The organism is Sulfitobacter sp. M39 (genome assembly GCF_021735935.1).
Lineage (GTDB): Bacteria > Pseudomonadota > Alphaproteobacteria > Rhodobacterales > Rhodobacteraceae > Sulfitobacter.
The window spans coordinates 2,880,249-2,893,856 of record NZ_WMDZ01000001.1 but is presented as its reverse complement, the minus strand read 5'-3'; the positions used below and the strand labels follow the sequence as shown (position 1 = coordinate 2,893,856).

The following is a 13,608-nucleotide window of genomic DNA, read 5'->3' as shown; positions in this document are numbered from 1 at the left end:
TTAGCCATCCGGCCAGATCCGTCGGAGAAGGGGATGCGGATGCAGCGGTGTGACTGGGCTGGGCCAGAGAAAATTTATCTGGATTATCATGACACTGACTGGGGTGTGCCGGAATATGACAGCCGCGCGCTTTGGGAAAAACTGATCCTTGATGGCTTCCAGGCAGGGCTGAGTTGGATCACGATACTTAAAAAGCGAGAGAATTTCCGCGAGGCTTTTGCCGGATTTGACCCTAATGTCATTGCCACATGGGGTGACGCCGAGGTTGAACGCTTGCTCACCAACCCCGGCATTATCCGCCACCGCGGAAAGATAGAGGCGGCGATTACAAATGCACGCGTTTGGCAAGAGATTGAAAAGAAGGAGGGATTTGATCGGTACTTATGGAAATACGTGGAGTTCGAGCCACTGCAAAACCGGTTTGAGCGTCAGTCGGATGTTCCCGCATGGACGCCGCTTTCAAAGCAGATATCGGCTGACTTGAAAAAACGGGGGTTTAAGTTCTGCGGCCCGACAATCGTCTATGCGTTTATGGAGGCTGTGGGCATGGTGAATGACCATTTGACGTGCTGTCCCCGTCATCAGGCTGTGGCGCAAATGCCCAAACATGACTGGGACGCCGGCTAGGCCACCGTCACCGTGTTAAGCGGTAACGGTACTTAGGCGCTTTGCGAGTTGGTCGAGCATCACAATCGTGTCGCCGCTGGTCGAGAATGCCTTGGTGCGGCAGTAGTCGACGTTGACCACGATATCGCGATGACATGCTGCCTCTGGCGAAGTCTGGACCGCGTTCTTTACCACGTCAGCGATGTTGAGCGTGGATTGCGTTTTAAGCGCGGGCGAGAGCGCGGCGAAGGTGCCGTTTGATCGATAGGTCACGATAAGGTTCAGGCTGCTGAGCGCATCAGTCAGCCTGCGTGCCAGTCCGACGGAAAATTCGACGCGCTGGTCTTGCGGAACCTGCGCAAGCACATCCGCAAAGTTCTGCAGCACGATCACAGCGATCTGCATGCCGCCACCAAACTCGGATTGCATGCGCATAATGCAGTTTTCAAAAGCGTCCTGCGGGACAAGGCCGCTCTCGGAAAGCTCGGACGGCGACATCGGACGGTCGAGCGCAAGCTCTTTCAGAACGTCGAAATTCTCTTGGTTGGGGGATTCATGCGGGCGTTTCAGGTGCCGGACAAATTCGGCATTGCGCATTTCCGCACCATGAATGCGTGCCTCAAGGTCGAAGAACTCGAACGGTTTGACGATATAGTCCCACGCGCCCGCCACGAAGGATTTCGCGATGCTTTCGCTGTTCTTAACGCCGGTGAGCATAATGATGGGCACGAACTCGTACCCGTCGATTTGTCGGATGTGAGGGATCAGCTCTACGCCGGACATTTCCGGCATCTGGATGTCGAGCAGTAGGCAGTCGAAAACAACCGGCGCGCTGTGGATGATTTCAAGCGCTTCCTTGCCGGAGGCGGCCGTGCGGACATATTCGTGATCTTGCGTCCGAAGATATTCTTCTAGCAAATTGCGCAGATCTTGGTTGTCCTCGACGGCTAAGATTCTCATGTGCGTGGTCTTTCGACACTATGCACCACAACTGCGTTATGAGTTCCGATGAAGTGCATAGGATGCCGACGGTATCCGTCGCGATAGCCCATGTTATGCGTCACACTAGCCCCCTCAAACCGTTCAACACATTGATGCTGCGTGACAATCGTTAAAATTTCAACTTAAAAGTGCCATTTTTAACCTTTTGTTAACGATTTTGGCAGTTCTAAGGCAGTAACGGGTGAAGCAGGGGGTGCGGGGCGGCTAGATAGATCGTCAAAGACAGGACAATATGCGGGTGCTGGCGGGTGTTGCTCGGGAAAAGCTACGATTTGAAGCTAATTGGGCCAAGTTCCTGCATTGACTCCCACCCGCAGCCCCGTATAAGCGCCGCTTGATTGGTGTTGGTGGACCCCGCAAGGGGAACCCTGTCAGGCTTCGGCCAGAGGACAACGCCCTTTACCGCCCGTCGCAATCCTGCGGGGGCCTCAAAAAGGAGAACAGCCGTGACTAAGCGTACAGCTGCCAAGCACAAAATTGACCGCCGTATGGGCGAAAACATCTGGGGCCGTCCCAAGTCCCCAGTGAACCGTCGTGAATACGGCCCCGGCCAGCACGGTCAGCGCCGCAAGGGCAAAATGTCCGACTTCGGCATTCAGCTGCGCGCCAAGCAGAAGCTGAAAGGCTACTACGGCGATCTGACCGAAAAGCAATTCCGCCGCATCTACGGCGAAGCCGAGCGTGTAAAAGGCGACACAGGTGAAAACCTGATCGGTCTGCTGGAGCGTCGTCTGGACGCCGTTGTATACCGCGCCAAATTCGTAGCGACCGTTTTCGCTGCGCGCCAGTTCGTGAACCACGGCCACGTCAAAGTGAACGGCAAGAAGGTTAACATTCCTTCCTACCGCGTCAAAGAAGGCGACGTGATCGAAGTGCGTGACCGTTCCAAGCAAATGGTTGCCCTGCTCGAAGCGACGCAACTGGCAGAGCGTGACGTGCCTGACTACATCGAGGCGGATCACTCCAAGATGACAGCGACATTCGTACGCACCCCTGCTTTGGGCGATGTGCCATACCCTGTCATGATGGAACCGAACCTCGTGGTCGAATTCTACGCGAAGAACTAAGGTTCCTCGCATATCAATGCCGAAGGGGCCACGCTGGAAAGACCGGCGTGGCCCTTTTTGCGTTTGGTGACGCGCCTTTAGCGTGGGGCCATATGACGCTGGGACAAGATCGTAGTGGCGCTGGCGACGGCGCGCGTTTATGGTCCGCCCGACAGGAGACATGACAGATGACAACCGCTATTCGCCCGCAACCCGGCATTATGGACATCGCGCTGTATCAAGGCGGGGCGTCCCATGTGGCGGGGCTTGATAATGTGATCAAGCTCAGCTCGAACGAGAACCCGCTTGGCCCGTCCGACGCGGCCGTCAAAGCGTTCCGCGATGCGTCCTATGATCTGCATCGCTATCCGTCCTCTGATCATACCGCGCTGCGTCAGGCCATCGCGCAGGTGCACGGGCTGGACGCTGACCGCATCATTTGCGGGGCCGGCTCGGACGAGATCATTGCGTTTTTGTGCCAAGCGTTCTCGGGTGAGGGGGCAGAGGTGCTGCACACGGTGCACGGCTTTGGCATGTACCGGATCTCCGCGCTGGCCAACGGCGCGACCCCGGTCGAGGTGCCAGAAAACGAACGGGTGACGGATGTGGATGCGCTGCTCGCGGGTTGCACCGACAAAACGCGGCTGGTCTTCATTGCGAATCCGAACAACCCCACCGGCACCATGATCGGGCTGAGCGAAATTGAACGTCTTGCCGCCGGTATCCCCAAACAGGCTATTCTGGTGCTCGACGGGGCCTATGCCGAATATGTCGAAGGCTATGACGGCGGCGCGGCTTTGGTCGATAGCCACGATAATATCGTGATGACGCGGACGTTCTCCAAGCTTTACGGCCTGGGAGGGCTGCGGATCGGTTGGGGCTATGCACCGGCGCATATTATCGATGTGCTGAATCGTGTGCGCGGGCCGTTCAACCTGTCGCAAGCCGCGCTGAATGCGGCGACGGCGGCGATCAAGGATACCGGCTACGCCGCCCATTGCCGGAGCGAGAACGCCAAATGGCGTACTTGGATGGCTGACGCGCTGGCAGAGATCGGCGTGCCGTCTGATGTGTCTTGCGCGAACTTCATCCTCGCGCGGTTCAAGTCGCAGGACGAGGCCGAGGCCTGTGATGAATACCTCAAGACCCAAGGATTGATCGTGCGGCGCGTGGCGGGCTACCAGCTGCCGACCTGCTTGCGGATCACCGTGGGCGATGAAAGCGCATGCCGCCGTGTGGTGCATGCGATCCGACAGTTTAAAGGCGACTGATATGCCCGTAATCTATGAGAAAGTCGCGCTGATCGGCTTGGGGCTGATCGCCTCTTCGATGTTCTGGGCGATGAAGCGCGGCGGGCTTGCGGGCCATGTGTCGGGCTTTGCACGCAGCGCCGAAACCCGCGACACAGCCCGCGAGATTGGCCTGTGCGACGAGGTCTGCGATTCCATCGCCAAGACCGTGAAAGACGCGGATCTGGTGGTGCTTTGTGTGCCCGTCGGCGTCATGGGATCGGTCGCAGCCGAGATGGCTGGGCATCTCAAACCCGGCTGCACGGTGACGGATGTGGGGTCGGTCAAGGCGGATGTGATCGCGCAAGTGGGCCCACTGCTGCCCGACGGGGTGCATTTCATCCCCGCACACCCTTTGGCGGGGACCGAACACTCCGGCCCGCGCAGCGGCTTTGCAGAGCTTTTTGACAACCGCTGGTGCCTGCTGGTGCCTGTGCCCGATACCAACGCCAATGCGGTCTCAAGGTTGCGGAACCTCTGGGATGGTATGGGTGCCAATGTCGAGGAAATGGATGCGGAGCATCACGATCTGGTGCTTGCGGTGACCAGCCATGCGCCGCACTTGATCGCGTATACGATGGTGGGCGTGGCCGATGATCTGCGCCGCGTGACCGATAGCGAAGTGATCAAATATTCCGCCGCGGGCTTTCGCGACTTTACCCGCATCGCGGCAAGCGATCCGACCATGTGGCGCGATGTGTTTCTGACCAATAAGGATGCCACGCTAGAGATTCTGGGCCGCTTTACGGAAGAGCTTTTCGCATTGCAGCGCGCGATCCGTATGGGGGACGGAGATCATCTACATGATTACTTCACCCGTACCCGCGCGATCCGTCGCGGGATTATCGAAGCGGGGCAGGATACGGACGCGCCGAACTTTGGTCGCCAACCCGGCAATAAATGATCCGGGCGGCGCTGATATACGCGCTGCTTTCCGGTGCCGCACTGGCCGGGCCCGATACCTCTTTGCGCCCGCCGGCTTTGGCCGGGGGTCCTGCGCTGACACCTCAAGGGGCGATCGCCACGCAGCCGCGCAATGTGGGGGCCAAACGCGCGATAGCGGCCACGGGCGGGATCGCCTCCTCGCTACGGCCCAGCCTGCGCAGCCGTAAGCTAGAACAAGCGGCCAAGGCCAAACTCCGCCTGCTGGCCAAGGGCGCGGTATGCGGGGATAATTCCATTCAGGGCAAAGCGATCGGGCGCTTGCAACCCAAGCTCAAGGGCTGCGGCGTCAGCGATGCGGTGCAGATCCAGTCGGTGTCGGGCGTGCGGTTGAGCCAAGCGGCGGTGATGGACTGCAAGACTGCCAAAGCATTGAAAACATGGATTGATCAATCGGCAAAGCCCGCTTTTGCCGGTCAGGGTGGCCTGCGCGGGCTGCGTGTCGCCGCCCATTACGCCTGCCGGACGCGCAACAACCAGCCGGGTGGCAAGATATCAGAACACGGGCGCGGGCGGGCGATCGATATCTCGGGTTTCCAGATGCACAGCGGCGCTGAGGTCAGCGTGTTGAAGGGCTGGAATGCCCCCGCGAGCCGTAAGGCCATGCGGCGGGTGCACAAGGGGGCCTGCGGGCCGTTTGGTACCGTGCTTGGCCCGAAAGCGAACCGCTTCCATCTGGATCACTTCCATTTCGACACGGCGCGGTATCGCAAGGGGACCTATTGCCGTTGATTTAACGCAATTCAGCGCAAGATAATCTTGGGTGCTCGGCCCAAGGGGATGAAACCCACAGACATTTTTCCGTCCTTCACGGTGATGTCCAGATCCAGCGCATCGGTGTTCCCCGACATTTGCGCCAACCCCTTCAACATTTGTTCCGCTTGGGGGCGGAAGTTGGGGGGGATGTATCCCGCGCTCTCAGCCATGATCAGCATCGTCGGCCAGTCCTGTGCCGCGACCGACAATGTCCCTGTTGCCAGACCATCTTCGGCAACGGCAATCGTGCCATTCAGGGACAGGGCAATGTCGCCCCAGGCAAGCTCGGCGTGACGCAGGTCGATCACACGGGGCTGGGGGCGGGTCCGGCCAAGGGCCTTACGGTCCCACAGCCGGTCAAAGGTGATGGTCGCTTTGGCGGTGACGGTGTCAAATGCCTCTGCCCAATCGTCAGGCAGGCCGAACAGGCCGCGCAGCGCGGCACTGGGGGTGACATTCTGCGCGTCCAGCGCCAGATCATAGATCGGCTGGCCGACGGTCTGTTGCACAGCGCTCACGTTCAATCCGTGCCCCTCGACAGGGCCGGTGACGGGCAGGTCAAGCACCCAGGCACCGCCGTCCAGCGTCAACCGGTCCAGCTGGCCGGAAACACTGGGCCGTAGGCGCAAATCGGTTGTCACGTCCTCGGCCGACAACATGGCGCGCAGGTTGGGGCCGGACAGGCCAAGCTCGATATAGGGCGAGGCAACGGTGACATATCCGGGCCAGTATGCGGGGGTAGAGATGTCGATGCGCTTTGCCGCGACGGCGCTGGCGATCCCGCGCCCGGCACTTTGGGCCGGCGGGGTCAAGGACACATCGGTCAGGCGGGTTTGCAACCGCGTGGGGAAACCTTGCTTTTTCATTTCGCCCACGTCTGCCTGCCACCCGGCTGCGCGGCGCGTTTCGATCAGTTTCGCGATGCCCCGCTGCAATCCAGAGGAGGCCGCGACCCACCATCCGCACCAAACCGCCGCCAGAACGACAATAACCAACACGACCTTGCCCATTTTACCCAACACCTTATTAACGCCTGCGATAGCGCAGCTTTAAACAAGCCAATGATAAAGGACCAGAGACATGGCAATGTGGGTGTTCGGTTACGGCAGCTTATTGTGGAAACCGGGGTTTGACGTCGCGGAAAGCGTGATCGGGCGGTTGCCCGGATATGCGCGGTCTTTCTGCATGCGCTCCATCCACCACCGTGGCTCTGTCGAACGTCCGGGGCTTGTGCTGGCGCTGGATGCGGATACGGGCACGGCCTGCGATGGCATGGCGCTGCGCGTGGCACCGGGCGCCGAAGAGGCGACGCTGGCCTATTTGCGCGAACGCGAGCTTGTGTCGTCGGCTTATGTAGAGAAAACGCTGGATGTGCAGCTAGAGGACGGGCGCACGGTTGCGGCTTTGGTCTACGTGATTGACGCAGAACATGACCAATACTGCGGCGGCTTGCCGCTGGAAGAGCAGGCGCAGATCATCTCGGGCGCGGTTGGCGGCATGGGGCCGAATACCGAATATCTATTCAACACCGCAGCGCATCTGACGCAGATCGGGCTGCATGATCCGTCGCTGGCGTGGCTGCACGACCGCGTAAAGACTTTATGCGCATAAATCCGTGGCATAACCGTCGGGATTAAGTGTAGGCTGCGGCAACAGAAGCACAAAAGTGTCAGGAGCCACGAGGCATGGCGCAGTCAGATCGCGAATCCAAACCACAGTTTTCCCAGCCGGTGCGGCAGATCACGCTGATGCTGATCGCCCTCGGGCTGACTTGCATCGGGGCTTTTCTGGCGCTGCCAAGCGTTCTGCCTATTTTTGCTGCGAACCCCTATTTGAACGGGGTCATTATTGTCGTCTTCTTCATCGGTGTGATCGCCTGCTTTTACCAGGTGGTGCAGCTGATCGGCTCTGTCCGCTGGATCGAGAATTTCGCCTCTGACGCGCCCAATGCCGATGCCGTCGCCCCGCAGCTGCTGGCACCGCTGGCATCGCTGCTGCGCACACGCGGCGCGCGGATGCAGGTGAACGCGACCTCTACCCGATCTATCCTCGATTCCGTCGCCACCCGCATCGACGAAGCGCGCGAGATCACGCGCTATATCGTCAACATGCTGATCTTCCTTGGGCTTTTGGGCACGTTCTACGGCTTGGCGACGACCGTACCGGCGGTGGTTGAAACCATCCGCAGCCTCGCCCCGCAAGAAGGGGACGGCAGCACCGACATGTTCGCGCGGCTGATGACGGGGCTAGAATCGCAGCTTGGCGGTATGGGCGTGGCGTTCGGATCGTCCCTTTTGGGGCTGGCGGGGTCGCTGGTGGTTGGCTTGCTTGAACTCTTTGCCGGTCACGGGCAGAACCGCTTTTATCAAGAGCTTGAAGATTGGCTCAGCTCGATCACCCGCGTCGGTTTTTCCTCGGGAGAGGATGGCGCGTCGGATCAAAACGCGGTGGCAGGTGTGCTGGATCACATGGCCGAACAGATGGACAGCCTGCGTCAGCTGATCGGACAATCGGCGGAAAGCCAGACCGCACTGAACAGCAAGATCGGTGCGCTGGCCGTCACGATGGAGGAACTGTCCGCGCGGGCCGCACAGACCGATACGCCGGCCGAAAGCTTTGACCGGATCGCCAAAGGGCAGGAGCGTATGGTGGCCGTGCTTGAAGGGCAGGGTGAACACGAACGCGCGGATGCGGAAAGCCGGATGCGCCTGCGGTCGATCGACGTGCAGATGCTGCGTATTCTCGAAGAGATTTCAGCCGGACGGCAGGAAACTATGGCCGAGTTGCGCAAGGATATATCCTTGCTGGCCAAGGCGCTGTCGGCCCCGCGTGGCGCTGAGCCGCGCCGCTTGCGCACCCCTGACCGTACCGACACCGAGGGCAGCTGATCATGGCGCTTTCCCGACGCACTGGGGCACGGTTTCAGGGCTCGATCTGGCCGGGATTCGTTGATGCGATGACGGGTCTATTGTTGGTGCTGATGTTCGTGCTGACCATCTTTATGGTGCTGCAAGCCGTACAGACCCAGCGGATCAACGGCCAAGAGAACGAGCTGAATTCACTGTCGGGTGAAGTCGCGGCGCTGGCGCAAGCGCTTGGGATGGAACGGCAAACCACGGCCGAGCTTGAGGCAGAACTGGGGACGCTGAACACATCCCTCACCGCTGCCCGCGATCAGGCGGCAGAGCAGGCGGCGATGATCGCCTCCTTGACCGCGACACGCGATGCGCAGGCCGCACAGCTTGATGCGGCAGAGGCCAAGATCACCGGTTTCGAAGCTCAGGTTGCAAGTCTGTTGTCCCAGCGGGATGCGGCAGTCGCCCGTGGAGAGGCGCTTGAGACACGACAAGAAGAACTGCTGAGCGCGCAAGAGGCGTTGAACCTTGCCTTGGCGCAGGCGCGGTCAGAAACGGATGCCCAGGCCGAAGCCGCCCGCCTTGCCGCAGCCCGCCGTGATGCGCTCACGGCGCTGGTGGATGATCTGCGGGCGCAAAATCAGGATGCGCAGGCCGCATTGGAAACCGCCGCGGCGCAGAACGCCGCCGCGCTGTCAGAGGCCGAAGCCGCTCGTCTGGCCGAAGCTGCCGCCGCCGAACGCTTGCGCGAAAAGCTGGAAAACGCCGATGCAGAGCTGACCGCAATGACGCTGGCGCTTGAGACGCAACGCCAAGAGGCCGAGGATACGCTGACCCTGCTCGCCGCTGCCCGCGCTGCCAAGGAAACGCTGGATGCCGAACTTGCCGCTGCGCTGGCGGAAACCGAAACTCTTGAGGCAACACAGGCCGATCGGGCAGAGCTGCGCGCTAAATTGGCGGATGCGCTTGCGGCAAAGCTGGCCGCTGAGAACCGCGCCGACGCAGAGCTGTCGGATGCAGAGAAACAGGCCGCGTTGCTGGATGCTGCCCGGTCCGAGCTGGCGCAGGAAGAAGCGGCCACCGCCGCCGCGCAGCGCCAGACAGAGTTGTTGAACCAGCAGGTTGCCGCCCTGCGCGGCCAGTTGGGGGAGCTGCAATCCCTGCTGGATGACGCCGTTGCACGCGATGCCGCGAAAGAGGTGCAGTTGCAGTCGCTGGGGTCAGACCTGAACACCGCCCTCGCACGGGTCGCCGCCGAAGAACGCCGCCGCGCCGAGCTTGAAGCGGCTGAACGTGCGCGGCTTGAGGCCGAGACGAAGAACCTCGAACAATACCGGTCCGAGTTCTTTGGTCGCTTGCGCGCGCTTCTGGGCAATCAGGAGGGTGTGCGCATCGAGGGGGACCGTTTCGTCTTCTCTTCCGAGGTGTTGTTCCCCCCGGGGGCCGCCACGCTCTCCGCCGATGGTCGTGGAGAGATCGCCAAGGTCGCCGGTATCCTGCGCAACATCGCAGCCGATATCCCGCCTGAAATCGACTGGGTCATTCGCGTAGACGGGCATACCGACAACCAGCCGCTGTCGGGGTTGGGCGAATTTGCGGATAACTGGGAGCTTAGTCAGGCGCGCGCCCTGTCGGTGGTCAAATATATGATCAACTTCCTCGGGATCGCACCGGAACGGCTGGCCGCGAACGGATTTGGTCAATATCAGCCCGTTGCCAGTGGCAACACGGAATCCGCCCGCGCGCAAAACCGCCGGATCGAGCTGAAGCTGACCGAGAAGTAGCGCTATTTAACCTCGATTTCCGTGCTGCGTTGGCTGATGATCTGCAGGCCGCGGATCATCGTCACCGTGCCGGTATAGGTGCCCGCGGGCCAGTCCACGCGGCCACGTTTGCCGATGGCGCGAAAGGCCTGGGCCTGGGTTTTGGTCAGCGTCACATCATCCGCGATCACCATGCCGTCCGGCCCGCTGATGGACATGTTCACGATGTCATCTGCCCGCGTGCCAAACATGTAGCCCCAGACAACCAGTGCATCCGCATCCACGGGCAAGGACGCAGCGGCCGTATCGCCTTGTTTGATGGCGTCATAGGCGGGGACGGCATCGGCAAAACCAATGCTGATCAGCCCACCGGCGCGGTAGTCGGGCCGTTCGGCCCAAAGATTGCTATCACCGGGGGCGTCGCAGCTGGTGGTCCCATCGGGGTCGAAGGGATCAACGACCGCTCCGTCTTTGCGCACCGACAGATGCACATGGGGGAAGGCGGCCTTTCCCGACTGCCCGACAAAGCCGATGGTGTCGCCCGAAGCGACCTCTTGCCCCGTGGTAACGCTGACGGAGCCTTGTTTGAGGTGGCAGTACTGGGTTTCCCAACCGTTTCCGTGGTCAAGCACGACGCCGTTGCCACATTCCTTCCCGTCGATTTCGGCGGCGTTTTCGCTGGTATAGCCACTGTCAGCCATACCGTCGCGCATACCGGTGACACGGCCTGCGGCGCTGGCAAGGACGGGGATGTTGTCGGCGATACGGGCCTGGCTGGGCAGCGCGAAATCCGTGCCTTTGTGCCCGTCATAGCTTAACGCGGCACAGGTGAAATCCATCGCATCAGACGACGGGTCGCTATCGACATACTGCTGGATAAAGCAGTCTGTGCCGAGGTCGCAGTCAAGGGGCGGGGAGATAAGAAAACCCTCTGCCAGCACGGGGCTGGCAAAGGGCAGGGCAAGCGCAAATACGGCGCTGCGTGGTATCATTCAGCTGTCAGCAACGGTGGCTTGTTGCCTGTCAGCTTGGGGTTTTCCGACCCGAGGATCGTCAGGTCCAGCTCGCCCTTCTTGACATTGACCTTGACCACACCACCTTTCGCCAGCTTGCCGAACAGCAGCTCTTCGGCGAGGGGCTTTTTGATGTGCTCTTGGATGACGCGTCCAAGGGGGCGCGCTCCCATTCGTGCATCATAGCCTTTGTCGCCCAACCATTCGGCGGCTTTGGTGGACAGTTCAATCGTCACGTTGCGGTCCATCAGCTGAGCTTCAAGCTGCAGCACGAACTTCTCGACCACCCGCAAGATCACCTCTTTCGGAAGCGGCGCAAAGCTGATCACCGCGTCAAGACGGTTGCGGAATTCGGGCGTGAAGGTCCGTTCGATCGCGGCGGTATCCTCGCCGGTGCGACGGTCACGGCCAAAGCCGATCGCTTCTTTCGCCTGCTCGGACGCGCCGGCGTTCGACGTCATGATCAGCACGACATTGCGGAAGTCCACTGTCCGGCCATTATGGTCGGTGAGCTTTCCGTGATCCATCACCTGCAACAGGATGTTGTAGACGTCTGGGTGAGCTTTCTCCATCTCGTCGAGCAGCAGAACGCAGTGCGGGTGCTGGTCAACGCCATCGGTCAACATGCCGCCCTGATCAAACCCGACATAGCCGGGAGGGGCACCGATCAGGCGGGACACGGCGTGTTTCTCCATGTACTCAGACATGTCGAAACGCAGCAGTTCCACACCAAGCGTGTCGGCCAGCTGTTTCGCCACCTCGGTCTTACCTACACCTGTCGGCCCTGCGAACAGGTAGTTGCCGATGGGTTTTTCGGGCTCGCGCAGGCCGGCACGGGCCAGTTTGATCGCCGACGACAGGGCTTCGATCGCCTTGTCCTGACCAAAGACGACGCGTTTCAGCGATGCCTCAAGATCCTTGAGCACAATCACGTCATCCTTGGACACGTTCTTGGGCGGGATGCGCGCGATCTTGGCCACCACGGCTTCGACCTCTTTGGTGCCGATGGTCTTGCGCCGTTTCGAGGCCGCCAGCAGATGCTGCGCCGCGCCCGCTTCGTCGATCACATCGATGGCGGAGTCGGGCAGTTTGCGGTCGTTGATATAGCGGTGCGCCAGTTCAACCGAGGTCCGGATCGCGTCAGAGGTATATTTGACCGAGTGGTGATCCTCGAAATAGGGTTTGATGCCTCGCAGGATTTTCACCGCATCCTCGACCGAAGGCTCGTTCACGTCGATCTTTTGGAAACGACGCGCAAGGGCACGGTCTTTTTCGAAATGCTGGCGGAATTCCTTGTAGGTGGTCGACCCCATGGTGCGCAGCTTGCCGCCCGCAAGCGCGGGTTTCAGCAGGTTGGAGGCATCCATCGCGCCGCCGGATGTGGCACCGGCACCGATAACGGTGTGGATCTCGTCAATGAACAAGACGGCGTTGTCATGTTCTTCCAGCTCGGTCACGACGGCCTTCAGACGTTCTTCGAAATCACCGCGGTAGCGGGTGCCGGCCAGCAGCGCGCCCATGTCGAGCGAATAGATCGTGGTTTCGGCCAAGACCTCGGGCGTTTCACCAGCAACGATCTTGCGCGCCAGCCCTTCGGCGATGGCGGTTTTCCCGACGCCGGGGTCACCCACCAGCAGCGGGTTGTTCTTACGGCGGCGGCACAGCACCTGGATGCAGCGTTCCACCTCGTCCGACCGGCCGATCAGCGGATCAACGTCGCCTTCGCGGGATTTCGCGTTCAGATCAACGGTGTATTTCGCCAGCGCGGATTCTTTCTTGTCGCCATCGGTGACGCCTTGGACTTCTTCCTCGTGATCCGGCGCACCGGACACGGGGCGTGGTTCACCGAAAGCCGGGTCTTTGGCAACGCCATGCGCGATGTAATTGACCGCATCATAGCGCGTCATGTCCTGTTCTTGCAGGAAGTAGGCGGCGTTGCTTTCGCGTTCGGCAAAGATCGCGACCAGCACGTTCGCGCCGGTCACTTCGGTCCGGCCAGAGGATTGCACATGGATCGCCGCGCGCTGGATCACCCGCTGGAACGCTGCCGTTGGCACCGCTTCGGAGCCGTCAACATCGGTGACCAGATTGTTCAGGTCTTCATCGACAAATTCGACCAGCGTTTCGCGCAGTTCGGTCATATCGACAGAACAGGCTTTCATCACCTGCACGGCGTCGGGTTCGTCGATCAGGGCCAAAAGAAGATGTTCAAGCGTAGCGAATTCATGTTTGCGCGCATTGGCAAGGGCCAGCGCCGCGTGAATGGCTTGTTCTAGGGTAGACGAGAATGAAGGCACAGGCGTGCTCCTTTTCGATCTGTGTCGGAGGGGGCGTCA

Annotated in this window: 12 protein-coding genes; 8 read left to right on the top strand and 4 right to left on the bottom strand. The window is 60.5% G+C overall.

Translation table 11 applies throughout. From position 1 onward, the window contains the following. Window positions 1-39 precede the first annotated feature (39 nt). On the top strand, window positions 40-627 hold the full coding sequence (locus GLP43_RS13990; RefSeq protein ID WP_237279779.1) for a DNA-3-methyladenine glycosylase I: 588 nt from the start codon (window positions 40-42) through the stop codon (window positions 625-627). A 15-nt stretch (window positions 628-642) separates the two neighbouring features. On the opposite strand, the gene GLP43_RS13985 is transcribed toward GLP43_RS13990, so the two are convergent. After that, on the bottom strand, window positions 643-1,566 hold the full coding sequence (locus GLP43_RS13985) for a response regulator (protein ID WP_237279778.1): 924 nt from the start codon (window positions 1,564-1,566) through the stop codon (window positions 643-645). A gap of 488 nt (window positions 1,567-2,054) precedes the next feature. Between GLP43_RS13985 and rpsD the strand changes: the two genes are divergently transcribed. The 4 genes from rpsD (at window position 2,055) to GLP43_RS13965 (ending at window position 5,617) form a co-directional block, all read left to right on the top strand. Next, complete coding sequence (gene rpsD, locus GLP43_RS13980; protein ID WP_005849596.1) at window positions 2,055-2,675, top strand: 30S ribosomal protein S4; 621 nt, start codon at window positions 2,055-2,057, stop codon at window positions 2,673-2,675. Between the two features lie 167 nt (window positions 2,676-2,842). Continuing rightward, on the top strand, window positions 2,843-3,925 hold the full coding sequence (hisC, locus tag GLP43_RS13975; protein ID WP_237279777.1) for a histidinol-phosphate transaminase: 1,083 nt from the start codon (window positions 2,843-2,845) through the stop codon (window positions 3,923-3,925). A 1-nt stretch (window position 3,926) separates the two neighbouring features. Next, a complete protein-coding gene (locus GLP43_RS13970; protein ID WP_237279776.1) occupies window positions 3,927-4,847 on the top strand; it encodes a prephenate/arogenate dehydrogenase family protein in 921 nt (306 codons plus the stop codon). Next, a complete protein-coding gene (locus GLP43_RS13965; protein ID WP_237279775.1) occupies window positions 4,844-5,617 on the top strand; it encodes an extensin-like domain-containing protein in 774 nt (257 codons plus the stop codon). Before GLP43_RS13970 ends, GLP43_RS13965 begins: the two co-directional genes overlap by 4 nt. An 11-nt stretch (window positions 5,618-5,628) precedes the next feature. Here the strand turns inward: GLP43_RS13965 and GLP43_RS13960 are convergent, their stop codons facing one another. Continuing rightward, complete coding sequence (locus tag GLP43_RS13960) at window positions 5,629-6,663, bottom strand: DUF2125 domain-containing protein (RefSeq protein WP_237279774.1); 1,035 nt, start codon at window positions 6,661-6,663, stop codon at window positions 5,629-5,631. Window positions 6,664-6,721: 58 nt separating this feature from the next. Here GLP43_RS13960 and GLP43_RS13955 point away from each other — a divergent pair, with 58 nt between their 5' ends. The 3 genes from GLP43_RS13955 (at window position 6,722) to GLP43_RS13945 (ending at window position 10,280) form a co-directional block, all read left to right on the top strand. Beyond that, window positions 6,722-7,252 (top strand): gamma-glutamylcyclotransferase, encoded by a 531-nt coding sequence (locus GLP43_RS13955; RefSeq protein WP_237279773.1) that lies wholly within the window; start codon window positions 6,722-6,724, stop codon window positions 7,250-7,252. Window positions 7,253-7,326: 74 nt separating this feature from the next. Continuing rightward, entirely contained in the window at window positions 7,327-8,529 is a 1,203-nt protein-coding gene (locus tag GLP43_RS13950; RefSeq protein ID WP_237279772.1) for a biopolymer transporter ExbB, read from the top strand. Window positions 8,530-8,531: 2 nt separating this feature from the next. After that, a complete protein-coding gene (locus GLP43_RS13945; RefSeq protein ID WP_237279771.1) occupies window positions 8,532-10,280 on the top strand; it encodes a peptidoglycan -binding protein in 1,749 nt (582 codons plus the stop codon). A 2-nt stretch (window positions 10,281-10,282) separates the two neighbouring features. On the opposite strand, the gene GLP43_RS13940 is transcribed toward GLP43_RS13945, so the two are convergent. Then, the gene (locus tag GLP43_RS13940; protein WP_237279770.1) at window positions 10,283-11,251 is read right to left on the bottom strand and encodes a M23 family metallopeptidase; all 969 of its coding nucleotides are present in this window, start codon (window positions 11,249-11,251) and stop codon (window positions 10,283-10,285) included. Further along, a complete protein-coding gene (clpA, locus tag GLP43_RS13935) occupies window positions 11,248-13,569 on the bottom strand; it encodes an ATP-dependent Clp protease ATP-binding subunit ClpA (RefSeq protein WP_237279769.1) in 2,322 nt (773 codons plus the stop codon). The genes GLP43_RS13940 and clpA overlap by 4 nt, the downstream gene beginning before the upstream one ends. Window positions 13,570-13,608: the final 39 nt, after the last annotated feature.

What these genes read in the sequence shown, in the direction of transcription:
- GLP43_RS13990 (WP_237279779.1), top strand. Translation starts at nt 40, where the DNA reads ATGCAGCGGTGTGACTGGGCTGGGCCAGAGAAAATTTATCTGGATTAT.
- GLP43_RS13985 (WP_237279778.1), bottom strand. Translation starts at nt 1,566, where the DNA reads ATGAGAATCTTAGCCGTCGAGGACAACCAAGATCTGCGCAATTTGCTA.
- hisC (WP_237279777.1), top strand. Translation starts at nt 2,843, where the DNA reads ATGACAACCGCTATTCGCCCGCAACCCGGCATTATGGACATCGCGCTG.
- GLP43_RS13970 (WP_237279776.1), top strand. Translation starts at nt 3,927, where the DNA reads ATGCCCGTAATCTATGAGAAAGTCGCGCTGATCGGCTTGGGGCTGATC.
- GLP43_RS13965 (WP_237279775.1), top strand. Translation starts at nt 4,844, where the DNA reads ATGATCCGGGCGGCGCTGATATACGCGCTGCTTTCCGGTGCCGCACTG.
- GLP43_RS13955 (WP_237279773.1), top strand. Translation starts at nt 6,722, where the DNA reads ATGGCAATGTGGGTGTTCGGTTACGGCAGCTTATTGTGGAAACCGGGG.
- GLP43_RS13950 (WP_237279772.1), top strand. Translation starts at nt 7,327, where the DNA reads ATGGCGCAGTCAGATCGCGAATCCAAACCACAGTTTTCCCAGCCGGTG.
- GLP43_RS13945 (WP_237279771.1), top strand. Translation starts at nt 8,532, where the DNA reads ATGGCGCTTTCCCGACGCACTGGGGCACGGTTTCAGGGCTCGATCTGG.
- GLP43_RS13940 (WP_237279770.1), bottom strand. Translation starts at nt 11,251, where the DNA reads ATGATACCACGCAGCGCCGTATTTGCGCTTGCCCTGCCCTTTGCCAGC.